We start from the raw sequence: 24,006 nt of genomic DNA, 5'->3' as shown, positions 1-24,006 counted from the left end.
TCACCAAAACAAAATTAAAATGAGAACCTATAAAACAAAAAACAGTAGCAAACCTGAGCTTGCTACTGTCTAAAATTGTACTTTTATTTTTTATTAATCCTGTATCACTTTTTCAGGACTAGACAAAATGGTGCGAAGCACCTCGAAAAAATTTTTATTGACAAGCGATTTTATTCACTCTATTCTGGTGTCTTCCACCTTCAAAATCTGTCGTTAAAAAGGTTTCTACTATTTCAACAGCTTGTTGAATAGAAGTATATCGCGCTGGAATACTAAGAACATTAGCATCATTGTGCAAACGAGTTAAATAAGCTATTTCTTTGGTCCAACAAAGACCCGCTCTTACTCCAGCATGTTTGTTTACTGTCATTGCAATTCCATTTCCACTTCCACAAATTACAATTCCAAAATCAGCTTTACCTTGTTCTACATCGTTAGCAACAGGATGTCCAAAATCTGGGTAATCTACAGAATCTACAGAATCTGTTCCATAATTCGTAACCTGATGTCCTTTTGATTCCAAATAGTGAACAATTGCTTTTTTATAATCTGGTCCTGCGTGATCGTTTCCGATAGAAATTTTCATTAGTCAATGTATTTAGTTGTGAGTGCGCAAATTTAAACAAACAAATTGAGTTTTGATGATAAATTTTACTTTTGCAACGGCTTATATTAAGTGCCAATTTAATTAAAAATTACAAAAAAAGTAGAGCACGATTAACTCACATAAAACTAGTACTTTAGTCATTATACACAATTTTCATATTTTTATAAAACACTAAAAATCAAATAATTAATACTATATTAAATGTTAATTTTTTGCATTGTTAACACCAAAACATAATTACTTGATATTCAGTTAACTTTAAATTAACACTGAATGTTAATAAGTATGGAAAGAAAATTAGAAGTTTTTTTAGATAGTAATTAAAAAAAATGTAATCCAAAATAGGAATGAATAAAACAAAAAAAGTTTGTGTAATTTTTAGAATACTTATCAATAGCTAGTGATAGTTTATTAACAAGTTTTTTGAAATTACTTATTTACATTTTGAATTAAAATTTGGTTATTAACAGTTGTTAATTACAATTTAAAATAGCCTTAAAACAAAGTAATTAAGTATTAAAAAAGATGTTAATAACTCTAAATAAAAAAGTAAAACTCCATATTTAAACATTTTCTAAAAAAATTATTGCCATTATTAACAAGCTATAATAACCATTAAAAAATATTTAAATTTTAAATTTTCTTTTTTATTATTTTAATGAATGTTGACAACTTTGAATTTTGAAAAAGTAGGGTAGGAGCTGTTAGACAATTTTCAAATGGTTATTGAGATTGTCTAAAATGGTTTGAACAGTTTCGAAATCGTTGGGATGTACTTTGAGTTTGATTCCGCCCAGCGCATTGGTGTAAAAAGGAGCTACTGAGAGAGTGATTTCGTTTTCAAAGAAAAAAGGGATTTTTTCTAGCTCTAAAATGTGTTTTAAAACCACTATTTCATGTGGATAAGTAAAGACTGCTATAGTTTTAAAATCTTCCATGAGGGTTGTTTTTATAAAGATAAATAAAATATTTAAAGTTATATTTTATTTAAAACTAAAGGACATTTACTGTTTACCGTTAACTATTTTGTAATTTTAAACTTTATTAGAAAAGATATATGCGTAAAAGATTAAGAAAGCCAATCAAAAAAGAAAAAGATTTTAGCGATAAAATTTTAAAAATATTGGCTCAAAACCCTAATAAAGGGTTTAACTACAAACAAATAGGAGCTACGCTCGAACTAGATGATACTCAAAGTAGAAATCAAATTATTAAGGATTTGAAACTTTTGGCTGCTGCCAAAAAAATAATTGAAAGCGAACCAGGAAAATATCTTGTAAAAGCCATAAGCCAAGATTATTACGAAGGAACCATCGATATGACGGGTCGTAAGACGGCTTATTTTATTTGTCCTGATTTTGAAGAAGATGTTTTTATTCCAACCAATAATCTGAATAGAGCTTTAGACAAAGACAAAGTAAAAGTCTATGTTTATAATCGTAGAAAAGGAAAACGTCCTGAAGGTGAAGTCATTGAAGTAGTCGAAAGAGCCAAAACTGATTTTGTGGGTGTAATTGACATTCAAAAGAATTTTGCCTTTGTTTCTACTGCCAACCCTAAAATGTACACCGATATTTTTATTCCAAAAGATAAAATAGGAGAGGCAGAGCAAGGAGATGTCGTTCTGGTTCATATCGAAGATTGGCCTAAAAGAGCCGATAGCCCTTTTGGTAGAGTAGAAAAAGTATTAGGAAAACCTGGAGAACACGATACAGAAATTCACGCTATTTTGGCGGAATATGGTTTGCCTTCTGAGTTTCCTATCGAAGTAGAAACCTTTGCTCAAAAAATTGATACTACGATTCAAGAAAGTGAAATAGCCAAACGTCGCGATATGCGAGACACACTCACTTTTACCATAGATCCAAAAGATGCTAAAGATTTTGATGATGCCTTGTCTTTCAAAAAATTAGAGAATGGTAATTTCGAAATTGGGGTTCATATTGCCGATGTTTCGTATTATTTAGAAGAAGGTACAATACTCGATGACGAAGCCTATCAACGCGCCACTTCGGTGTATTTGGTAGATAGGGTAGTACCTATGTTACCTGAAGTTTTATCAAATTTTGCTTGTTCGTTACGACCACAGGAAGAGAAATATACGTTTTCGGCTATTTTTGAATTGGATGCCAAAGCCAAAGTAGTTAACCAATGGTTTGGAAGAACCGTTATTTTTTCAGACCAACGATTTGCGTATGAAGAAGCACAATACATAATTGAAACCAAAGATAATACCATTCCAATAGCAACTTCAATCACAGGAAGTAGCTATGTTGTTGCCGACGAAATTGTTGAAGCTACGCTCAAAATGGATGAGTTAGCCAAAATTTTAAGAAGAAATAGAATGAATGAAGGTGCTATTTCTTTTGATAAAGTCGAAGTAAAATTCAATTTAGATCAAGAAGGAGAACCTGAAGGCGTGTACTTCAAAATAGCCAAAGATGCCAATCATTTAATTGAAGAATTCATGCTTTTGGCCAACAGAAAAGTAGCTGAATATATTGGAAAACAAAAGAAAACGTTTATTTACAGAATTCACGATGAACCTAATGAAGATAAGCTAATTGCAATGCAAAATGTGATTGCTAAATTTGGATACAAAATTGACTTTAGAAACAAAGGCGATATCTCCAAATCATTGAATGCTTTGATGGAGGAGGTGAGTGGTAAAAAAGAACAAAATTTGATTGATACTTTAGCCATTCGTTCGATGAGTAAAGCCAAATATTCAACGGATAATATTGGTCACTATGGATTAGCTTTTGATTATTATTCTCATTTTACATCACCCATTCGTAGGTATCCAGATGTAATGGTGCATAGATTGTTACAGTTTTACCTCGATGGAGGAAAATCGGTAGATGAAGAAACCTATGAAACAAAATGTTTACATTCTTCGACTATGGAAGGTTTGGCCACAAATGCAGAACGTGATTCTATCAAATACATGCAGGTTAAATACATGCAAAACCATCAAGATCAAGAATTTTTGGGTGTAATTTCAGGAGTAACGGAGTGGGGAATCTATGTTGAAATCATCGAAAATAAGTGTGAGGGTATGGTAAGAATTCGAGATATTAAAGAAGATTATTATACTTTTGACGAGAAACAATATGCTTTGGTAGGAGCTACTTCCCATAATTTATTACAATTAGGAGACGAAATTTATGTAAAAGTTAAGAATGCTGATTTGGTTAAAAAACAATTGGATTTTCATTTTATTAGAAGTAATAATTAATAAAAAATAAGTTATGAAGAAGATAGTAGTGGTAGTTACATTGTTTTTAACGAGTTATTTACAAGCGCAAGTCACCAAGAATTTAGGTGATTTTGATAGCGTAAAAGTATTCGATAAACTTACCGTTAAATTAGTTCCATCTAATGAAAATAAAGTAAGTATAACTGGAACTAGAGCGAATGAAGTTGAAGTAATCAATAAAAATGGTGAAGTAAAATTACGTATGCCTTTCCCAAAATTACTTTCAGGTAATGATATTAAAATACAATTGTATTTCAAAAAAATAGAAAGTATCGATGCTAGCGAAGGCAGTTATGTGTCTAGTGATTTTCCATTCAAACAAACTATTTTATCTGTAAACGCCAAAGAAGGAGCACAAATAAAAGTAGAATTTGATACCGAAAAAGCTACTATTAGAGCAGTTTCTGGAGGTATTTTAGACTTGACAGGAAAAACCAACAATCAAACGATTACGATTGCTTCTGGTGGTGTTTTAGAAGCTAAAGATTTAATCAGTTCTCAAACTACTGTAAACGTTTCTGCTGGAGGAAAAGCCGAAATACACGCTACAACCTTAGTTGATGCAAAAGTGAAGGCTGGAGGCTCTATTTACATTTATGGTAAACCAAAACAAATCAATCAAGAGACCATCCTTGGTGGGACTATAATTGAAAAGTAGTACTTAGTGATTAGTTGTTAGCACTAATTTTATTATTCACGAAATAAACGTTTTAAAATTTATAATGATTAATGATATTTTAGCTGGAATTCCTTGGGGAATTTTTTTAAGTTTTATGATTGGCCCAGTGTTCTTTATTTTACTAGAAACTAGTATTAGTAAAGGATTTAGAGCCGCAATGGTATTTGATTTAGGTGTTATTTTTGGTGATATTGTATTTATTTCTATCGCTTATTTAGGAAGTTATCGTTTGATAACTAGTCTTAAAGACGAACCTTCTTTATTTATTTTTGGTGGAATTGTGATGTTGGCTTATGGTATAATTTCTTTTATCAAATTGCGAAATACAGAGAAATCTCCAGAAGAAATTTTACAAGATGAAATCCTAAAAAAGAACTACGGAAGTTTATTTATGAAAGGCTTTTTCCTGAATATTATCAATATTGGTGTGTTGGGTTTTTGGTTAGCCGTTATCATTTCTGTTGGTCCTAAAATGGACATGCAAACTTCTAGAATGCTTACTTTTTTCACATCGGTTATCCTTTCTTATTTGTTAATTGATTGTATTAAAATTGTTTTGGCTAAAAAATTAAAATCAAAAATGACACCTACTAACATTCATAAAATTAAAAAAGGAATTGCTGTAGTTTTAATGATTTTTGGAATTGTTTTAATAGCACAAGGTGTTTTTCCAGGTAAAAAAGAAATGGTAAAAAATGCCTTAGAAAAGATAGAGTAGAAGCCATTTCTATTCAAAAAAAGATAAAAAAGCTTCTGAATTTCAGAAGCTTTTTTTGTTTAACTACACTTTATTTAGTATTCTATACTATCATATTTTATAAAATAATGAGTAACTAATCAGGTATTTTTTTGACATTAATTGCCTCCAACTTTAGTTGGAGAAATGAAATTTTTAAAGGCTTTAGCCAAAATTTATTGCTTTTATTTGGCTAAAGCCAATGCAATCAATCTCCATCATAACTCCAGCTAAAGCTGGAGGCAATTGAAAGTAAGACAAGCTGAGTAGTTACAATAATGATAAAAAAAGAGATACATTTATGCATCTCTTTTGAGTCATCGTCCGAATTCGAATTGTTTCTTTATCTAATTTTTCTTAAAAATTAGCCATAAAAAAACCTCCAAGTTTCCTTGAAGGCATTAAAGTCATCGTCCGAATTCGAACTGTTTATTTATCTAATTTTTCTTAAAAAGTAAACATAAAAAAAACTCCAATTTTCCTTGAAGGTTTGTAAAGCATCTTCTGGATTCGAACCTTTTCTTTATCTAATTTTTCTTAAAAATATCCATAAAAAAAACTCCAATTTTCCTTGAAGATTTATAAAGCATCTTCTGGATTCGAACCTTTTCTTTATCTAATTTTTCTTAAAAATATCCATAAAAAAACCTCCAAGTTTCCTTGAAGGTTTCAGAGGCATCGTCCGGATTCGAACCGGAGTAGGAGCTTTTGCAGAGCCCAGCCTAGCCGCTCGGCCACGACGCCATTGTTTAAACGGATTGCAAATGTAATACAAAAATTCCAAAAAGCAAATTTCAAATTCCAAATAAAAAGAGAATACCTTTTTTTAGTTTTTTAAATTTACTTTTTAGTTTCACTCATTATAATTGTAACTGCTTCTACGTCACCACCAATAGGAGGATTTATTTTTGAAACTTCAACCTCAATTTTTGTAATAGTTGGAGCTTCATTCATAGCACGAACAATGATTCTATGAGCTACATTTTCCAATAATTCCGATCTAATTGCCATTTCTTCAAATACAATTCGGTTCAATAATACATAATCTACGGTATCATTTAATTTGTCTGATAGTGCTGATTGTGTTAAATCGGTTTCAATTTCTAAATCTACTCGGTAATCTGAACCTATTTTTGATTCTTCAATCAGACAACCATGATAAGAAAAGGTGCGTATATTTTTTAGTTTAATTTTGCCCATTATTTGATGAAATAAAGTATTTTTTTCTTGCGTTAAAAGTACAAATTCTATTGTTTTTTTTAATGGAATAAATAAATAAAGAACCCTATTATACCTAGATTGCTCAACAATTTTGATAACTTTGCCGTTCAAATTTCAATATAATGGCTGCAGAAGAAAAATCACTTCATTTTATAGAACAAATCATTGAAGATAGTATTGCTAATGGTTTTCCTAAAGAGCAATTACGCTTCCGTTTTCCACCCGAACCTAACGGTTATTTACACATTGGCCATGCCAAATCTATTTGTCTCAATTTTGGTTTAGGTTTAAAATATAATGCCCCAGTTAATCTTCGATTTGATGATACGAATCCTGCAAAAGAAGAGCAAGAATACGTAGATGCTATCAAAGAAGATGTAAAATGGTTAGGTTTTAATTGGTCTGAAGAATTGTATTCTTCGGATTATTTTCAGCAATTGTATGATTGGGCTATTCTTTTGATTAAAAAAGGAAAAGCTTATGTAGATAGCCAAACTTCAGAAGAAATGGCTGCTCAAAAAGGAACTCCAACGCAACCTGGTGTTGATGGACCTTATAGAAATCGTACTATAGAAGAAAATCTTCAGTTATTTGAAGGAATGAAAAATGGTGATTTTCCGGAAGGAAGTCATGTTTTGAGAGCCAAAATAGATATGGCTTCTACTAATATGTTGATGCGTGATCCATTGATGTACAGAATTTTACATCGCCATCATCATCGTACAGGTAATGACTGGAATATTTACCCTATGTATGATTATGCTCATGGTGAAAGCGATTATTTGGAACAAATTTCTCACTCTATTTGTACTTTGGAATTTGTAATGCATCGTGAATTGTATGACTGGTTTTTGGATCAAATTTATGATACCAATAAAGTTAGACCACATCAATATGAATTTGCTCGTTTGAACTTGAATTATACCGTTATGAGCAAACGAAAATTATTACAATTGGTTCAAGATAAAGTAGTTAATGGTTGGGATGATCCAAGAATGCCTACTATTTCAGGTTTACGTAGAAGAGGGTATACCGCTGCTTCTATTCGTAAATTTTGTGATACTATTGGTGTTGCTAAGCGTGAAAACATCATTGATATTTCTTTATTGGACTTCTGTTTACGAGAAGATTTGAATAAAAAAGCACCTAGAGTAATGGCTGTTTTGGATGCTGTTAAATTGGTTATTACCAATTATCCAGAAGACAAAGTGGAATGGTTAGACGCCGAAAATAATCAAGAAGATGAAGCTGCTGGTTTTAGAAAAGTGCCTTTTTCACGTGAATTATACATTGAAAAAGAAGATTTTCTTGAAGTGGCTCCAGCTAAATTCTTCAGATTAAGCATTGGTAATGAAGTACGTTTAAAAAATGGCTATATTATTAAGGGTGAGTCTGTTGTTAAGAATTCTGACGGTTCGATAAAAGAAATCCACGTTACTTATGACACGGATTCTTTGAGTGGAAGTGGGAGTGAAGCCAGCAAACGTAAAGTAGCTGGAACGCTTCATTGGGTTGCTATTAATCACGCTATTGAAGCAGAAGTTCGTTTGTATGACCGTTTATTTACAGATGAAGCACCTGATAGTCATAAAGAGAAAAGTTTCTTAGAATTTGTAAATCCATCATCTTTGCAAATTGTAACGGGTTATGTGGAACCAAGTTTACAGGAAGCGGTTTCTGGTACTCATTATCAATTTCAAAGATTAGGTTATTTTTCTGTTGATAAAGATGCAACTGCTACAAAATTAATATTTAACAAAACGGTTGGTTTGAAAGATGCTTGGGAGGAGAAAGACAAGAAAGAAGCGAATCTTTTGATGAATACTCAAAAAGAAATTAATAAATACGTTAAAGAAAAAGATGCAGACTTAGCTTCTGCTTTATTAAGTTCAATTGTTAGTAATATCGAAAGTATTGACAATTATAGTTTATTAACTCAAACGGTTAGTAAGAATATTAAAAATGATAATAACGCCTTATTGTTTTCAAATTTAATTCTGAAATATTCAGGTAAGATTTCATTTAAAGATATTGCTACAGATTCTTTACAAAAATTGTATACTATGTCTTTAAAAAGTCAATCTTCTTTAGTAAGAGACATTGTTACTGAAAATTTACAAATTGACCCCATACATTTGGATCAATTTCAAGCTTTAATCTAATTTTTTTAATTATCAATTTTACTTATGAGAAGCATCCTTTATCGGGATGCTTTCTTATTATTATAAATTTCTATTGTTTTTTTAAAAATAATTATTTTTTATTATTAAAAATGACTCTCATAAATTAATTTTAAGACAATTTTTTTATTTCTTCGACTCAATTTACGTCTTTTAAATTTTCTTTTAAATAGAGGCTTTATTTTAATTTTAACTTCCTTTTTTTGATAGTTTTTCATGTTATTAACTTTGTTTTGTTAATAAAGTAGTATCTTTATAAGTAGTAATCACTAAATTTCAACTATCATGTCAAGTAATACAGGAAATACCATTTTAGCAATTTTAACAGGTGCTGCTATTGGAGCAGGAATTGGAATTTTATTTGCTCCGGACAAAGGAACTAATACAAGAAGAAAAATTCGTGAAGGAGTTGATGAAGCTAAAGAGAATTTAAATGAAAAGTTTTCTGAAGTTTCTGAAAAATTAATTGATAAAGCTTTTTTGACTAAAGATGACTTTGAAGAAAATTTAGATAAGTTTGTTTCTAATGCAAGTCATAAAACAGAAGATGTTATTACTTATCTTGAAGAAAAGCTTGCGGCACTAAAATTAAAAAATGCCAAATTTCAAAAATAATTTTTAATTATGGCTTTAGATGAACTAAAAGAGAAAACAGAAGATATACAAGAACAACTTCAAGCTTACATTGAAAGCAACGTTGCCTATTATAAACTTTGGGGTTTTAAAGTGACTATGAAATCAACTACAATGATTTTGAAGTTTTCTTTAATATTGTTATGCTTTTCTATGGTTTTATTATTTTGTTCTGTTGCAGCTGCTTTAGCTATAGGTAATTATTTAAATAGTAATGCTTTAGGGTTTTTAGCTGTTGGCTCTTTTTATCTTTTAATTACTTTTTGTTTATTTATGATTAAAGATAAAATTGTTGAAGGACCAATTTTAGAGAAGTTTTCAGAAATCTTTTTTAACGATTAAATTATGGAGTCTAAAAAATATTCCTCTTATGCAGAGATTGATCGTGATTTAGAAATTTTGAAATTGGAAAAAGAAATCCATTATCAAAAATTACTCCTATCTTTTCAAAAGACCAAAGAGAGTTTTGAACCTCAAAACATTATCAACAGTTATTTAGCTTCTTTTAAAACCACAATCTCAAATAATTACGTTCAAATCATACAAACAGCCATTCCCTACATTATTGGTTGGTTTATAAAGAGAAAAAGAGGCCGCTAAGCCTCTTTTTTTGGATTATACTTCATCAGAATTTCCTTCTTGTATGTCTTCTGGTGGTTGTTGCTTTGTAATTTCTTTTGGTTTAACGCGTTCTGTTTTTTTCATCATTTCTCCCACTTGACTTGAAGCAGAGAAGGAGGCAATCATATTATTCAGCATATCACTTCCAGCTTGTGGAGAGTTTGGTAATAATATTAAGTTAGAATTTGCATCTGCTCCAATAGCTTGTAGCGTATCATAGTGTTGTGTAACAACAATTAAAGCTGATGCTTCTTGAGAATTAATGCCTACATTATTCAAAACTTCTACACTTTCTACTAGTCCACGTGCAATCTCTCTTCTTTGATCTGCAATTCCTTGTCCTTGTAATTTTTTACTTTCAGCTTCCGCTTTTGCTTTGGCTACAATCCTTATTCTTTGTGCTTCTGATTCAAATTCTGCTGCTGTTTTTTCTCTATCTGCTGCATTTATTCTGTTCATTGCGTTTTTTACTTGAATATCTGGATCTATATCTGTTACCAAAGTGTTGATAATATCATATCCGTAAGTAGTCATTGCTTCGTTCAATTCTCTTTTTACTGCTATGGCTATATCATCTTTTCTTACGAAAACATCGTCCAATATTAGCTTTGGAACTTCAGCCCGTACTACATCAAATACGTACGCTGTAATTTGATCGTGTGGAAATTCTAGTTTATAAAATGCTTCATAGACTTTATCTTGAATTACTTTGAATTGTACCGAAACTTTCATTTTGATAAAAACGTTATCCTTTGTTTTGGTTTCAATCAGTACATCTAATTGTTGAATTCTAAGATTTACTCTTCCTGCAACTCGGTCTATAATTGGAATTTTGAGTTGTAAACCTGAGTTTCTTATGCTTGTAAATTTTCCAAAACGTTCAATAACTACTGCTGTTTGTTGTTTCACAGTAAAGAATGAAGACAATAAAATTAATAATCCGAAGACTAGTAACACAATTAAAATAGGATTCATAATTCTTTTTTTAAGATTAGTTACTGTTTATACGTTAGAATACTTTTAATGTTACAAAAAAAAATAGCTCCCCATTTGGAGAGCTATCTTTTACAAATTTTTAATGGCCTTTTGTATCCTTGATATGGATTCTTCTTTTCCAATTATTTCTACTATATCGAATAGGTGAGGGCCTTTTAGTGCACCAACTAAACTTAATCTAAACGGTTGCATAATTTTACCCATTCCAATTTCATTTTCTGTCATCCAATCTTTTATGGTTGTTTCGATTGTATTGGATGTGAAATCAGTGATATTTTCCAAGATTTTTATTAATTCAAGCATTAATCCTGGTGTTTCTTCTTTCCAATTCTTAGCCGCTTTTTCATCATATTGATTAGGTGCTTCAAAAAAGAAAACACTTAAATCCCAAAATTCATTTACAAAATGTGCTCTTTCTTTGATTAAAGAAACGACTTTTGCTAACTTATTGATTTCTATTTCTTCAGATTTTCCAGTACTTTTTGCAACTATTAGTTGAAATTGTTTGGCTAATTCTTCATCTGATTTATGAATTAAATATTGATGATTGAACCATTTGTTTTTCTCTGGATCAAATTTAGCTCCTGCTTTGTGCACTCTTTTCAAATCAAATGTTTCAGCTAATTCTTCTAAACTAAATAATTCTTTTTCTGTACCATCATTCCATCCCAATAAGGCTAAAAAGTTCACAACAGCTTCTGGAAAAAATCCTTTTTCTCTGTATCCTGATGAGATGCCTTCAGTTGTTTTCCATTCTAGTGGAAATACTGGAAAGCCCATTTTATCACCATCTCTTTTAGATAATTTACCATTTCCAATTGGTTTTAGAATCAACGGTAAATGTGCAAATTTAGGTACTTCCCAATCAAAGGCTCTATACAACATTACGTGTAACGGCATTGATGGTAACCATTCTTCACCTCTAATTACGTGCGAAGTTTCCATTAAATGATCATCTACAATATTTGCCAAATGATAGGTAGGCATACCATCGCTTTTAAACAGCACTTTATCATCTAATAGATTGGTTTCAAATTTTACATCACCACGAATGATATCTTTTAGATGTAGTGTTTCATCTATCGGTGTTTTAAAACGTATAACATAATCTTCTTTGTTAGCTATTCTTTTTGCTGTATCTTCTTTTGATATAACTAGAGATGTATCTAGTTTTTCACGAATAGTATGATTGTAGATAAATGTTTTACCTTCAGTTTCGTATTGTTTTCTTATCGTATCTAATGCTTCTGCAGTATCAAAAGCATAATAGGCATTACCTGATGCTATTAATTGATCAGCATATTGTTTGTATAGTTCTTTTCTTTCACTTTGTCTGTAGGGCCCAAATTTTTCATTTTTTCCAATGGTTTCTTCTGGTGCTATTCCTAACCATTCTAAAGCTTCCATTATATACTCTTCAGCACCTTCAACAAAACGTGTTTGATCTGTATCTTCTATTCTTAAATAGAAAGTTCCATTATTTTTTTTTGCAAATAAATAGTTAAAAAGGGCAGTTCTTACACCACCAATATGTAATGGTCCTGTTGGACTTGGTGCAAACCGCACGCGTACTGGTTTTGACATTTTTTCAAAATTTTTTTGCAAATATACGATTTTAGTCTCCTTTATTCTTTTAGTACTGTTACTTACCAACCTTTTGATTATTTTTTTAACTTTTTAATTCATATAAAATTGTACTTTTATAGGTTATATCATCAATTTTAATTAATGTGAATACATCTACTATCATATATCAGAAATTAGAAGCTTTTATAAAGAAATTTTACACTAATGAGCTTTTACGTGGAACGTTGTTGTTTATTGGTTTCGGTCTTTTGTATTTTCTATTTACTCTTTTTATTGAGTATTTTTTATGGTTGCAACCCGCAGCTAGAACTTTTTTGTTTTGGACATTTATTCTTGTTGAAGTTTATTTAATCATTCGTTTTATTGCTTTTCCAATATTTAAATTATTGAAATTGAAAGAAGGAATTTCTTACTTACAAGCCTCAAGAATTATTGGTAGTCATTTTCCTGAAGTCAGTGATAAATTACTTAATTTTCTTCAGTTATCACAAAACACAGATGTTAATTCTGAACTTTTATATGCTTCAATAGAGCAAAAATCTCAAAATTTAGCACCCATTCCTTTCGGGAAAGCTATTAATTTTAAAGCTAATAAGCGTTATTTGCCAATTGCTTTAATTCCTATAGTTTTTCTCTTACTCTTTTTTGTTTCAGGAAATAGTAATGTTATTTCACAAAGTTTAAACCGAGTCATTCATTATAAAGCATCTTTTGTTAAACCTGCAGCTTTCCAATTGATTATTCAAAATTCTAATTTAGTTGTTCAAGAGAATGCTGATTTTATTCTAAAGGTTAAAGTAATTGGATCAGTGTTACCTGAAAATGTTATGCTTTTTATTGGTGATGAAAGTTATTTTATGGAACAAGTTTCTCCAAGTATTTTTCAGTATAAATTTTCATCAGCTACAGCATCTACTGTTTTTCATCTTGAAGCTAATAACGTAGTTACCCAAGATTATCAATTGAATGTTATTGATGTTCCTTCAATTTCTAGTTTTGAAATGATGCTTACTTTTCCTTCTTATTTAAAACGTAGATCTGAAGTTATTAAGGGAACAGGTAATGCAATTGTCCCAGAAGGTACTTCTGTTGAGTGGAAGATCGCAGGTTCTTCTACTGAATCTGTTGTTTTTAATTCAAATTCCCTTTCTTTTCCTTTCTTAGTGGGTGATGATTTTTTTGTTTTTAAAAGAAATATATTGCAAAATACAGATTATCAAATTGTTACTTCTAATAGTTCTATTAAAAATTTCGAAAGATTAAATTATCAACTCAATATTATTAAAGATCAATATCCTTCTATAGAGGTGAATCAAGCACCTGATAGTCTTAATGTTGATAAGAGTTTTTTTGTCGGTAAAATTGGTGATGATTACGGTCTTTCTAAACTGCATATTGTTTACTATGAAAAGGGAAAACCATTAACTTCTAAACGTGGAACATTGCCAACTAAGTCTGGTGTTTTTGATCAATTTGTTTTCTCTTTTCCAGGTAATTTGCCAGTTGCAGAAGGTACCGCTTATGAATTTTACTTTGAAGTTTTTGACAATGATGCTATACATCATTTTAAGAGTTCACGTTCTATCATTTTTAGTAATCGTGTTAGCACTCAATCTGAAAAAGAAGATGCTTTAATCGAACAACAAAATTCTAATTTGAATAGCTTAGAAAAGGCTTTACAAAAGCAAACCAAGCAATTTTCTGAATTGGAGAAATTAAATAAAGTTTCTAAGGAGAAAAAAGATTTGGAATTTAAAGACCAACAATTGGTTAATGATTTTATTAAAAAGCAAGAACAGCAAGATCAATTAATGAAATCTTTTTCTGAAAAAATTAAAGAAAATTTAAATAAAGATAAGTCTGCTGATAAAGATAAAATTAGTCAAACATTAGAAAAAAGATTGGATAAAGTTACTGAGTCTATTGATAAAAACAAACAATTATTGGATGATCTTAAAGAGTTAAATGATAAATTGAACAATGAAGATCTTCAAGATAAACTACAACAATTTAAGCAATCTAGTAAAAATCAAGTAAAGACTTTAGAACAATTGGTAGAGCTTACCAAGCGTTATTATGTTGACAAAAAGGCTGCACAGATTGCTGAAAAACTAGAAAAATTATCTAACGAGCAAAATAAGTTAGCTAATGATAAAGAGAATAATTTTGAATCTCAAGATAAAATTAATAAAGAGTTTGATGCTTTAGAAGAACAGTTGAAAGATGTTTTAAATGAAAATAAGAGTTTAAAATCTCCTATGGATATTCCAAACACTAAAGATATAGAACAAAATATTAAGCAAGATTTAAATAATGCTAAGGAACAATTAAGTAAAAATAGTAGAACGAAAGCTAATAATTCACAAAAGAATGCTGCCAAGAATATGAAGAAAATGAGTAGTAAATTAAAAGAAGCTATGGCTAGTGGTGAACAAGAACAATTACAAGAAGACATCAAAATGCTACGCCAAGTTCTAGATAATTTATTAGCTTTTTCTAATTCTCAAGAAGATGTTATGAAATTATTTAAATCCACAAAGGTGGGTTCATCAACTTACAACAAGAATTTAAAAACTCAGCAAAATTTAAAAATTCAATTTAAACATGTTGATGATTCTTTGTTTGCTATGTCACTGCGTAATCCTAAAATAGCTGAAGAAGTTACTAAAGAGATTGGTAATGTTCAATACAATGTAGACAATGCAATTGATAAATTAGGTAATGGTATAGTTGCTAAAGGTGTCTCACATCAACAATTTAGTATTGCTTCAGCTAATAAACTTGCTGATTTTTTAAGTGAATCTTTGCACAACATGCAGATGGATTTATCAGGTATGAGCAGTGGTAATCCAAAGCCAGGCCAAGGCCAAGGAATGCAATTACCAGACATTATATCCAGACAAAAAGGTTTAGGAGAAAAAATGAAACAACAAATAAAAGGTGAAGGTAAGAGTTCTGGAGGTAGTAAACCAGGTAGTAAGAATGACTCAAAAGGTAATCAAGGTGATGGAGGTAACGATGGTGAAGGGGATGCTAAAGCTATTATGGAGATTTATAAAGAGCAGAAATATTTACGTGATGCTTTGCAAAATGAATTAAATAAAGCGGGCATGAACGGTAAAGGAAATAATGCTTTGGAGCAAATGAAACAAGTCGAGAAGCAACTTTTGAATAAAGGTTTTAAGAATGAAGTACTGCAAAGAATCCTTAATTTAAATCATGAATTATTAAAGCTTGAAACTGCATTACAACAACAAGGACAAGATTCAAAACGTCAATCTGAAACTAATACTAAAACTTTTAATAATCCTTCTAAGTCATTGCCTAATAACTTATTGGAATATATAAATAGTATTGAAATATTAAATAGACAATCACTACCTTTGCGCTCCAATTTTAACCAAAAGGTTCAAGAATATTTTAATAAAAATGATTGATTTTAATTTTGAAACAGATTTTACTTTAGATAATGAACCAGAGTATTCTTCTTGGTTGTCTAGAGTAATTCTTTCCGAAGGCAAGAAGGAAGGTGATATTTCTTATGTTTTCTGCAATGATGAATATCTTCACAATATTAATGTTGAGTATTTAAACCATGATACTTTGACTGATATTATAAGTTTTGATTATTCTCTAGGCAATGAACTGAATGGTGATATTTTTATCTCAATAGAACGTGTACAAGATAACGCTTTAGATTTTAGTGTGTCTTTTGATGAAGAATTAAAAAGAGTTATGGTTCACGGTATTCTACACTATTGTGGTTATAAAGATAAAACCGAAGAAGATGAATTATTAATGAGGGCAAAAGAAGATGAAAAGATCAAATTGTTTCACGTGAAACAATGATGAATATGCATTTCAATAAGATTTAAGCTCAACACCTTTTTAAAATTCATTATAGTTTCACGTGGAACAGTGTTTTTATAAAAAAATACATTTTATTTTACATGAAACTTTTACTTTTCATAAAGGTTGTTGTTTTGTTTCACGTGAAACACTTTTGATTTATAAAAGTTTTTATAGTTTCACGTGGAACATTTTTAAGTTTTATAAAGGTTGTTGTTTTTGTAAATTATCATAAACTTTACAAAAGTTATTTTTGGTTTCACGTGGAACACTTATACCTTGTAAAGTTTATTGTTTGTTTCACTTTAAATATTTTAATTTTATTTTACTTTTAAATTTTTACAATGTTTTTAAACGAGTATGATGTAATTGTTGTTGGTGCTGGACACGCAGGTTCTGAGGCTGCGGCTGCGGCTGCTAATTTGGGATCAAAAACGCTTTTGGTTACCATGAGTCTTCAGAATATTGCGCAAATGTCATGTAATCCTGCAATGGGCGGAATTGCTAAAGGCCAAATAGTTCGCGAGATTGATGCATTGGGTGGTTATTCAGGTATTGTTTCTGACAAGACAGCAATTCAGTTCAAAATGTTGAATAAATCTAAAGGGCCGGCTATGTGGTCACCACGTGTTCAAAGTGATCGTATGCGTTTTGCTGAAGAATGGAGATTGATGTTAGAGCGTACTCCTAATCTTGATTTTTATCAAGAAATGGTTAGCGGTTTAATAATTGAGTCTGGAAGTATCAAAGGTATTAGAACTTCACTTGGTGTAGAAATTCGATCAAAGGCTGTGGTTTTAACTAATGGTACATTTTTAAATGGTTTAATTCATATTGGAGAAAAACAATTTGGTGGTGGTAGAGCAGGTGAAAGTGCTGCTTATGGTATAACAGAAGATTTGGTTAAAGTGGGTTTTCAATCAGGAAGAATGAAAACAGGTACGCCCCCAAGAGTGGATGGACGCTCTTTGGATTATTCGAAAATGAATGAGGAGAAAGGGGATGCAAAGCCAGATAAGTTTTCTTATTCAGATGAAACTTCTCCACTTGTACATCAACGCTCTTGTTATATGACGTATACTTCTAATGAAGTACATTCTATTTTAAGAGAAGGCTTTGATCGTTCTCCAATGTTTAATGGACGCATTAAAAGTCTAGGTCCACGTTATTGTCCATCTATTGAAGATAAAATTAATCGTTTTGCTGATAAAGAAAGACATCAGCTTTTTATTGAACCAGAAGGCTGGCATACTTGTGAAGTATATGTAAATGGTTTTTCTACTTCTTTGCCAGAGGATATTCAATTCAAAGCATTACGTTCTGTTGCAGGTTTTGAAAATGTAAAATTCTTTAGACCAGGATATGCTATCGAGTATGATTATTTTCCACCTACTCAACTTAAACATACCTTAGAAACTAAATTAATTGATGGCTTGTATTTTGCTGGGCAGATAAATGGAACGACAGGTTATGAAGAAGCAGCATCGCAAGGTTTAATGGCTGGAATCAATGCCCATTTAAAAATTCAAGAAAAAGCGCCTTTAATTTTAAAACGTGACGAAGCATATATTGGAGTGCTTATTGATGACTTAATTACTAAAGGAACAGAGGAACCTTATCGTATGTTTACTTCTCGTGCAGAGTATAGAACGTTACTTCGTCAAGATAATGCAGATTTTAGATTAACGCCTTTATCTTATGAAATTGGTTTAGCTTCTGAAAAGCGTTTACGAAGAATGGAGCATAAATTAAATGAATCCGAAAAGATGGTTGCTTTTTTCAAAGAAACTAGTGTAACGGTAGCAGAAGCAAATCCTATTTTAGAATCTAAAGAAACAGCATTAATTTCTCAAGGAGATAAAATGTTTAAAATTTTCTCTCGTCCTCAGATTGATTTAGAGGATATTTTGAAGTTTGATAAAGTTAAATATTATATTGATCAAAATAATTTAGATCAAGAAATTTTAGAACAAGCAGAAATTCAAGTGAAGTATTCAGGATATATCGAGAAAGAAAGAAATAATGCTGATAAGCTTACTCGTTTAGAAGAAGTAAAGATCCCAGAAAATTTCGATTATTCGAAGATTAAATCTATGTCTATTGAAGCAAGGCAAAAATTAGAAAAAATTCGTCCCGTTACTATTTCACAAGCTTCACGTGTTAGTGGTGTGTCTCCTAGTGATATTTCTGTACTTTTGATTTATATGGGTCGCTAAACTTATTTGATCTTCAATGTGCGTTTATTTTGTTCCACGTGAAACTAAAAATTGTATTATATAACTATTCCTCTTATAAAGAGGAATAGTTTTTTATTAAATTAACCTACTCATGAATATTTTATCAAAAAAACATTTTCTTACCGTAACAGATTATTCAGTTTCTCAAGAGGTTTTCGAATTGTATCACGACGAAGCTTTAGACATGTTGATTACACATCCGCAACCTAGTTTAGACAATTTAGGAAAGTACTATGAAAGTGTAGACTATATTTCGCATACTGATTCAAAACGTAGTTTATTTGAAAAAGCATATCATTTTGTAAAAGGAATTGCTTTAAAAAACAAACTGCAATTAATTAATACCGAACAATCTTCAAAAGGACAACTTTTGGATATTGGCGCAGGAACCGGAGATTTTTTGCTAGTGGCTCAAAACGATGGTTGGAAGACTACTGGAATTGAACCTAGTCAGAAGGCCAAAACCATTGCAGAAGGAAAAGGAATTTCTTTTGTAAAAGATACAACCGAATTAGCTTCAAAAAGTTTTGATTGTATCACCATGTGGCATGTTTTGGAACATGTTCCAGATTTGGATTTTCAAATAAAAGAGTTAAAGCGTTTATTAAAAACAACTGGAACTTTAATTGTAGCGGTACCCAATTTTAAATCTTTTGATGCCAAGTATTATCAAAATTTTTGGGCGGCTTATGATGTACCGATTCATTTTTGGCATTTTTCAAAACAATCGATCCAAATGCTTTTTCAAAAAGAGAATATGTCGCTAAAGAAAATCCTTCCAATGAAGTTTGATTCTTTTTATGTGAGTTTATTATCTGAAAAGTACAAAACTGGAAAAATGAATTTTATAAAAGCTTTTTTTATTGGTTTACGTTCAAATTGGAAAGGAAGTCAAAATAATGAGTATTCTTCACATATTTATGTGCTCAAAAACAGCTAAAATTGATTTAAAGCCTTTTTAAGCGTTAATTTTGATCAAGATTAGCCAAAACCATGTTTTTTTTAGAATAATTGCGCATTTTAAAGCTATTGAATTCAATTTTAATCAAGTATTTTTATAGAATAGTTTTCTCTTATAATAAAAATTGATATAACTAAAAATACGCATTTTACAAACTTTCTGTTGATGCTAACTATTTTTTTATATTTTTGTCATACATCATAAAAAATAAAATTAACTCCAATGAAAAAATCATTACTTATCCTTGCCATCGCAATAGCGTTTGTGTCTTGTGATAAAAAAGCAGAAGTAAAAGAAGTAAAAACGGCATATGTGGACACTTCTGAATTAATGAAAGAATATACCGAAGCAAAAGATCTTGAAGCTAAATATAAAGCCCAAGCACAAGAAAAAGGTCGTCAGTTAGAAGCTGAAATTAGCCGTTTTAAACAAGAAGCTGCCAATTTTCAAGCACAAGCACAAGCTAATGGTCAAGAATGGGCTCAGAAGAAAGGTGCAGAATTGCAAAAAAGAGAGCAGCAATTAGGATATGCACAACAAGCATTATCTCAACAATTACAAATGGAAAGTGGAAAAGAAATGGATTCTTTAGTAAGTGGTGTAAAGAAATTTATTAAAGCTTACGGAAAAGAAAAAGGTTATGCTTACATCTATGGTACAGGTGATGCAGCTTCTATTTTGTATGCAGAAGATAAATTTGATATTACTAAAGATATTATTAAAGCTTTGAATGAAAAGTACAAAGCAGGTGCTACTAAAGAAGAAAAAGAAGTTAAGAAATAAGCTTTTTTAATGCTATAAAAGCCTTCATCTATTTAGATTGAAGGCTTTTTTTTTGGATAAATGAGATATGTTTTTTTGTTGTTTAAGTCTCATAATTTTATTTTTTTATTGATTTACAATAGTTTACTTCTACTATTTTTTAATACTTTAGTTCTTTATTTATACGCCTTATGCAAACTCTTTCTCAAGCCGCTGCTTACACACTTCAGTTTATTAATCAAACGAATCGCTCTGTTTTTCTAACGGGAAAAGCAGGAACCGGAAAAACCACTTTATTAAGGAAAATTATTCAAACTACGCATAAAAATACCGTGGTCGTTGCGCCTACAGGTATTGCGGCTCTAAATGCCAATGGTGTTACTATTCATTCGATGTTCCAATTACCTTTTGGGGCTTTTATTCCTGATTATTCTGAACCTCAGTTTTTAGAAAATTCTAAGTTCGAAACCAAATCTACTCTAAAGCGGCATTTTAAAATGGGTGGACTCAAGAAAGCGGTTATTCGTAATATGGAATTGCTTATTATTGATGAAGTTAGTATGTTACGCGCTGATTTGTTAGACGCTATGGATTTCATGATGCAAACCGTTCGTAAAAATTCAAAGCCTTTTGGTGGTGCTCAAGTTTTATTTATAGGAGATTTACTACAATTACCACCTGTTGTCAAAGATGAGGAATGGCGAGTTTTGCGTAACTATTATCGTGGAAAATTCTTTTTTCATTCGCATGTTTTGGTTCAAGAACCTCCATTGTACATAGAGTTATCTCATATTTACCGCCAAACAGATGATCGTTTTATTTCTGTTTTAAATCACTTGAGAAACAATGAAATAACAAAAGAAGATATCGAAATTTTAAATCAATATGTTCAGCCTAATTTTGATCTAAAAACTAATGAAGGGTATATCTGTTTAACGACACATAATGTCAAAGCAGATGCTATTAATACTGAATCTATAAAAGAATTAACGGGGAAATTATATCGTTTTTATCCTGAAATTACGGGAGATTTTCCAGAGAAGATTTATCCATTGGAGTCTCAATTAGAACTTAAAGTAGGAGCCCAAATTATGTTTGTCAAAAATGATTTATCATTTGATAAACAATATTTTAATGGAAAAATGGGAACAATTGCTTCATTAACCGATAAAGAAATTCGGGTACATTTTGCTGAAGAAAATAAAACTATCGAAGTTGAAAAGTATGAATGGCAAAATATTCGTTATAAAGTTGATCCTTTGACCAAGGAAATTGAAGAAGAAGTTTTGGGAACGTATGTGCAGTATCCCATCAAATTAGCATGGGCGATTACGGTTCACAAAAGTCAAGGATTAACGTTTGACAAAGCTGCGCTTGATGTGTCGCAAGTTTTTCTTCCTGGACAAGCATATGTTGCTCTGTCGCGTTTACGTTCGTTAAATGGCCTTATTTTGCTTTCTCCGCTACGGATGAATGGTATTTCGAACGATCAAGAAGTAATGGACTATGCTCAAAATAAAGCCAGCGAAACGTATTTACAATCCGCATTGCATTTCGAAACAAAGAATTTTATCTTAGATTATTTGTGTACTACATTCGATTGGAAGGATTTAGCACAAGAATGGCGCAATCATTTTTTTAGTTATGGCGAAGTATCCGAAGCTTCTATAAAATCGAAACATGCGCAATGGGCCAAATTGCAAGCTCAAACTATGGAACAACTTTTAGATCCTGCCTCTAAATTTGTTCTTCATTTGAAAAAATTATTTGCTACTGAAACCGTTGATTTGAATTACGTTTTAGAACGAATAAATGCAGCATTTGCCTATTTTTGGAAACCGATGGATGCCTTGGTGGAAGAATTGCTTTGGAAGTTAGAAGAAACTCAACACAGCAAAAAGGCCAAAGGTTTTTTCGAAGAATTGTCTCAATTAGAAGAACTACAAACCAAAGCGGTTTTAAAGCTCATGAAAGCCCAGCTTTTGGTCGCTACGGTGGTTCCAGGAGAACCTATTTCAAAAGAAAAACTAACTTCACCAGAAATAAAGAATTACATAAGTAACAAAATAGAAAAAGTAAAGGCTGCTTTTAACGAACAAAACACTTCTTTACTCGAAGAAGAAGCACAAATTGTTCGCTATTCTACTTCCAAAAAAGGGCCAAAAGAGAAAAAGAAAACTACCGTTGAGCAAACTTACGAACTTTGGTTGCAGAAGAAATCGATTACTGAAATTGCTTTAATGCGAATGATTACCAAAGAAACGGTGATGCTTCATTTGACTAAATTAATTGCTGAGCAAAAAATACAAATAAATACCGTTTTATCTGAGGAAAAAATTTCCGCTTTAACCGAGGCTTTCTTTGGCTATCAAGAAGAATCTTTAGCGCCATTAAAAGAGAAACATGGCGATACTTTTACTTGGGAAGAATTAAGGATGTTTAAAGCTAGTTGGAATTCCTAAAAGGTGCTGAATACTTATAAAAAAACCTATTCTTTTAGGAATAGGTTTCGTTTGTTATAGGGTCTGAATCAAAATCCAAGCATCAGGATTCTCATATTCAATGATTTCTTTTTGAGCTTTTTGAGCTTCAGCAAATGTTGCATAACTTCCATAAACTACTGGATAAAGACCGTTTTTGTTTTCAGGAATTCTTCTGGCATCGTAACCCAGTTTCTTTAAGGCTCTAAGTTCTTTATTAGCATTTTCTTCACTTCTGTAAGATCCTGCCATGATATGATATTTAAGAGACACTACTTCTTTCTTTGGAGTTGTGTTCACTGCAAGGGTCACGTTTGTAATAGGACTTTCTATAAAAAAAGTGGCTTCTTGAATCTTATTTTGTACCTTTTTCTGTACTGAAGTCTCTACCAAAAGAGTCTCGTTTTCAATTTGTTTTTGATATATACTATAGCCTACACTAGAGGTTATACCCAAACCTAAAACAAAAATGGCTGCATAACGCAAAAACGGATAGCGTTGACCACTTGTTTCTTCCTCTTCAGTGGTTACAGCAAGGGTGTGTTTAATAACTGGTTCTTGGACTAGAGTTTTGGCCTCTACTGCTTTTTCAAACAATTCTCTTTTTACGATAGGAGAAACAAAAGGACTCAATCCAAAAGAAGTCGTCAAGTAATTGTTGTTGTCTTCGGCAGTGAATACTAAGTTAGCATCGGCATTTAATCGAAACGTACCAATGTTTTTGAAGGAAAGAACACCATGTGTTTCCAATCTTTTTTTCCAATTAAAAACTTCAAATTGAATAGCACTTACGGCATAATCATAAGAAGTTTTTTCCGCTTGGGCAATATGATGGGCTAATAAACCATCATTGTTTTTTAAATTCGCATTAAACGAAATCATTTTTTTGGGTGGAAAAAATGAAGTAGTACTTTCTTGCAATTGTGCGGACTGCGTTTCGGTTAAAAAAGCACCAAATCCTGGTACAGCTACACATTGGTAACGGTACAAAAGCTGAGAGATGTATTGTTCGATTTTCATGTTAACAAAGTTAGCTATCCAAAATAGTTATCAAAATTTTATTCACAATTTTTATTAACAAATTGGATTAAATTTTATATTTTTCACTTTCAATTACTTAGTGAATTATAATTTAAATGCAACGATTTCAACTTCTTCTAAAAGCAATGATTGGCTTTTAGATTTAAAGTTAAATCTT

19 protein-coding genes and 1 tRNA gene are annotated in these 24,006 nt (G+C 31.0%); 13 read left to right on the top strand and 7 right to left on the bottom strand.

Features of this window, described 5'->3' with window-relative positions; translation table 11 throughout:
• Window positions 1-154: 154 nt before the first annotated feature.
• Together rpiB and WFZ86_RS12465 are read right to left on the bottom strand one after the other, a co-directional pair.
• Window positions 155-586: a ribose 5-phosphate isomerase B gene (rpiB, locus tag WFZ86_RS12470; protein ID WP_342692218.1), complete on the bottom strand. Its 432-nt coding sequence runs from the start codon at window positions 584-586 to the stop codon at window positions 155-157.
• Between the two features lie 725 nt (window positions 587-1,311).
• Window positions 1,312-1,545 carry a DUF2007 domain-containing protein gene (locus tag WFZ86_RS12465; RefSeq protein WP_159688800.1) on the bottom strand — a complete coding sequence of 78 codons (234 nt, stop codon included), beginning with the start codon at window positions 1,543-1,545 and terminating at the stop codon, window positions 1,312-1,314.
• A gap of 119 nt (window positions 1,546-1,664) precedes the next feature.
• Between WFZ86_RS12465 and rnr the strand changes: the two genes are divergently transcribed.
• The 3 genes from rnr to WFZ86_RS12450 all read left to right on the top strand — a co-directional run bounded on the left by rnr (window position 1,665) and on the right by WFZ86_RS12450 (window position 5,263).
• Window positions 1,665-3,845 (top strand): ribonuclease R, encoded by a 2,181-nt coding sequence (gene rnr / locus WFZ86_RS12460; RefSeq protein ID WP_342692217.1) that lies wholly within the window; start codon window positions 1,665-1,667, stop codon window positions 3,843-3,845.
• Window positions 3,846-3,858: 13 nt separating this feature from the next.
• Complete coding sequence (locus tag WFZ86_RS12455) at window positions 3,859-4,524, top strand: head GIN domain-containing protein (protein ID WP_342692216.1); 666 nt, start codon at window positions 3,859-3,861, stop codon at window positions 4,522-4,524.
• A 64-nt stretch (window positions 4,525-4,588) separates the two neighbouring features.
• Window positions 4,589-5,263, top strand: coding sequence for a LysE family translocator (locus WFZ86_RS12450; RefSeq protein ID WP_159688790.1), 675 nt, complete (start codon window positions 4,589-4,591; stop codon window positions 5,261-5,263).
• A gap of 691 nt (window positions 5,264-5,954) precedes the next feature.
• Here WFZ86_RS12450 and WFZ86_RS12445 read toward each other — a convergent pair.
• Both WFZ86_RS12445 and folB read right to left on the bottom strand, forming a co-directional pair.
• Window positions 5,955-6,025, bottom strand: a tRNA-Cys gene (locus tag WFZ86_RS12445).
• A gap of 96 nt (window positions 6,026-6,121) precedes the next feature.
• Window positions 6,122-6,481 (bottom strand): dihydroneopterin aldolase, encoded by a 360-nt coding sequence (gene folB, locus WFZ86_RS12440; protein ID WP_342692223.1) that lies wholly within the window; start codon window positions 6,479-6,481, stop codon window positions 6,122-6,124.
• Between the two features lie 143 nt (window positions 6,482-6,624).
• Between folB and WFZ86_RS12435 the strand changes: the two genes are divergently transcribed.
• From WFZ86_RS12435 to WFZ86_RS12420, 4 genes are all read left to right on the top strand, one after another.
• The gene (locus WFZ86_RS12435) at window positions 6,625-8,664 is read left to right on the top strand and encodes a glutamine--tRNA ligase/YqeY domain fusion protein (protein WP_342692215.1); all 2,040 of its coding nucleotides are present in this window, start codon (window positions 6,625-6,627) and stop codon (window positions 8,662-8,664) included.
• A 303-nt stretch (window positions 8,665-8,967) separates the two neighbouring features.
• Window positions 8,968-9,297, top strand: coding sequence for a YtxH domain-containing protein (locus WFZ86_RS12430; RefSeq protein WP_342692214.1), 330 nt, complete (start codon window positions 8,968-8,970; stop codon window positions 9,295-9,297).
• 9 nt (window positions 9,298-9,306) lie between these two features.
• Window positions 9,307-9,657 carry a competence protein gene (locus WFZ86_RS12425; protein ID WP_342692213.1) on the top strand — a complete coding sequence of 117 codons (351 nt, stop codon included), beginning with the start codon at window positions 9,307-9,309 and terminating at the stop codon, window positions 9,655-9,657.
• A gap of 3 nt (window positions 9,658-9,660) precedes the next feature.
• Window positions 9,661-9,915, top strand: a complete 255-nt coding sequence (locus WFZ86_RS12420; RefSeq protein WP_342692212.1) for a DUF6327 family protein — start codon at window positions 9,661-9,663, stop codon at window positions 9,913-9,915.
• A 15-nt stretch (window positions 9,916-9,930) separates the two neighbouring features.
• On the opposite strand, the gene WFZ86_RS12415 is transcribed toward WFZ86_RS12420, so the two are convergent.
• Together WFZ86_RS12415 and gltX are read right to left on the bottom strand one after the other, a co-directional pair.
• Complete coding sequence (locus WFZ86_RS12415) at window positions 9,931-10,911, bottom strand: SPFH domain-containing protein (RefSeq protein ID WP_342692211.1); 981 nt, start codon at window positions 10,909-10,911, stop codon at window positions 9,931-9,933.
• Window positions 10,912-11,001: 90 nt separating this feature from the next.
• A complete protein-coding gene (gene gltX, locus WFZ86_RS12410) occupies window positions 11,002-12,516 on the bottom strand; it encodes a glutamate--tRNA ligase (RefSeq protein ID WP_342692210.1) in 1,515 nt (504 codons plus the stop codon).
• 146 nt (window positions 12,517-12,662) lie between these two features.
• Between gltX and WFZ86_RS12405 the strand changes: the two genes are divergently transcribed.
• The 6 genes from WFZ86_RS12405 to WFZ86_RS12380 all read left to right on the top strand — a co-directional run bounded on the left by WFZ86_RS12405 (window position 12,663) and on the right by WFZ86_RS12380 (window position 22,790).
• Window positions 12,663-15,956, top strand: a complete 3,294-nt coding sequence (locus tag WFZ86_RS12405) for a hypothetical protein (RefSeq protein WP_342692209.1) — start codon at window positions 12,663-12,665, stop codon at window positions 15,954-15,956.
• A complete protein-coding gene (gene ybeY, locus WFZ86_RS12400; RefSeq protein ID WP_342692208.1) occupies window positions 15,949-16,368 on the top strand; it encodes an rRNA maturation RNase YbeY in 420 nt (139 codons plus the stop codon). Before WFZ86_RS12405 ends, ybeY begins: the two co-directional genes overlap by 8 nt.
• A 344-nt stretch (window positions 16,369-16,712) precedes the next feature.
• Window positions 16,713-18,584 carry a tRNA uridine-5-carboxymethylaminomethyl(34) synthesis enzyme MnmG gene (gene mnmG / locus WFZ86_RS12395; protein WP_342692207.1) on the top strand — a complete coding sequence of 624 codons (1,872 nt, stop codon included), beginning with the start codon at window positions 16,713-16,715 and terminating at the stop codon, window positions 18,582-18,584.
• A gap of 112 nt (window positions 18,585-18,696) precedes the next feature.
• Window positions 18,697-19,545: a class I SAM-dependent methyltransferase gene (locus WFZ86_RS12390; protein ID WP_342692206.1), complete on the top strand. Its 849-nt coding sequence runs from the start codon at window positions 18,697-18,699 to the stop codon at window positions 19,543-19,545.
• A 243-nt stretch (window positions 19,546-19,788) separates the two neighbouring features.
• Window positions 19,789-20,349, top strand: coding sequence for an OmpH/Skp family outer membrane protein (locus WFZ86_RS12385; protein WP_342692205.1), 561 nt, complete (start codon window positions 19,789-19,791; stop codon window positions 20,347-20,349).
• A 170-nt stretch (window positions 20,350-20,519) separates the two neighbouring features.
• Entirely contained in the window at window positions 20,520-22,790 is a 2,271-nt protein-coding gene (locus WFZ86_RS12380; protein ID WP_342692204.1) for a helix-turn-helix domain-containing protein, read from the top strand.
• Between the two features lie 54 nt (window positions 22,791-22,844).
• Here WFZ86_RS12380 and WFZ86_RS12375 read toward each other — a convergent pair whose 3' ends face one another.
• Window positions 22,845-23,828, bottom strand: coding sequence for an HU domain-containing protein (locus tag WFZ86_RS12375; RefSeq protein WP_342692203.1), 984 nt, complete (start codon window positions 23,826-23,828; stop codon window positions 22,845-22,847).
• Window positions 23,829-24,006 lie beyond the last annotated feature (178 nt).

Source organism: Flavobacterium polysaccharolyticum (genome assembly GCF_038739875.1).
GTDB classification, from domain to species: Bacteria; Bacteroidota; Bacteroidia; order Flavobacteriales; family Flavobacteriaceae; genus Flavobacterium; species Flavobacterium polysaccharolyticum.
The sequence above is the reverse complement of the archived record's forward strand: the minus strand, read 5'-3'. Positions and strand labels throughout refer to the sequence as shown.

What these genes read in the sequence shown, in the direction of transcription:
- rpiB (WP_342692218.1), bottom strand. Translation starts at nt 586, where the DNA reads ATGAAAATTTCTATCGGAAACGATCACGCAGGACCAGATTATAAAAAA.
- WFZ86_RS12465 (WP_159688800.1), bottom strand. Translation starts at nt 1,545, where the DNA reads ATGGAAGATTTTAAAACTATAGCAGTCTTTACTTATCCACATGAAATA.
- rnr (WP_342692217.1), top strand. Translation starts at nt 1,665, where the DNA reads ATGCGTAAAAGATTAAGAAAGCCAATCAAAAAAGAAAAAGATTTTAGC.
- WFZ86_RS12455 (WP_342692216.1), top strand. Translation starts at nt 3,859, where the DNA reads ATGAAGAAGATAGTAGTGGTAGTTACATTGTTTTTAACGAGTTATTTA.
- WFZ86_RS12450 (WP_159688790.1), top strand. Translation starts at nt 4,589, where the DNA reads ATGATTAATGATATTTTAGCTGGAATTCCTTGGGGAATTTTTTTAAGT.
- folB (WP_342692223.1), bottom strand. Translation starts at nt 6,481, where the DNA reads ATGGGCAAAATTAAACTAAAAAATATACGCACCTTTTCTTATCATGGT.
- WFZ86_RS12435 (WP_342692215.1), top strand. Translation starts at nt 6,625, where the DNA reads ATGGCTGCAGAAGAAAAATCACTTCATTTTATAGAACAAATCATTGAA.
- WFZ86_RS12430 (WP_342692214.1), top strand. Translation starts at nt 8,968, where the DNA reads ATGTCAAGTAATACAGGAAATACCATTTTAGCAATTTTAACAGGTGCT.
- WFZ86_RS12425 (WP_342692213.1), top strand. Translation starts at nt 9,307, where the DNA reads ATGGCTTTAGATGAACTAAAAGAGAAAACAGAAGATATACAAGAACAA.
- WFZ86_RS12420 (WP_342692212.1), top strand. Translation starts at nt 9,661, where the DNA reads ATGGAGTCTAAAAAATATTCCTCTTATGCAGAGATTGATCGTGATTTA.
- WFZ86_RS12415 (WP_342692211.1), bottom strand. Translation starts at nt 10,911, where the DNA reads ATGAATCCTATTTTAATTGTGTTACTAGTCTTCGGATTATTAATTTTA.
- gltX (WP_342692210.1), bottom strand. Translation starts at nt 12,516, where the DNA reads ATGTCAAAACCAGTACGCGTGCGGTTTGCACCAAGTCCAACAGGACCA.
- ybeY (WP_342692208.1), top strand. Translation starts at nt 15,949, where the DNA reads ATGATTGATTTTAATTTTGAAACAGATTTTACTTTAGATAATGAACCA.
- mnmG (WP_342692207.1), top strand. Translation starts at nt 16,713, where the DNA reads ATGTTTTTAAACGAGTATGATGTAATTGTTGTTGGTGCTGGACACGCA.
- WFZ86_RS12390 (WP_342692206.1), top strand. Translation starts at nt 18,697, where the DNA reads ATGAATATTTTATCAAAAAAACATTTTCTTACCGTAACAGATTATTCA.
- WFZ86_RS12385 (WP_342692205.1), top strand. Translation starts at nt 19,789, where the DNA reads ATGAAAAAATCATTACTTATCCTTGCCATCGCAATAGCGTTTGTGTCT.
- WFZ86_RS12380 (WP_342692204.1), top strand. Translation starts at nt 20,520, where the DNA reads ATGCAAACTCTTTCTCAAGCCGCTGCTTACACACTTCAGTTTATTAAT.
- WFZ86_RS12375 (WP_342692203.1), bottom strand. Translation starts at nt 23,828, where the DNA reads ATGAAAATCGAACAATACATCTCTCAGCTTTTGTACCGTTACCAATGT.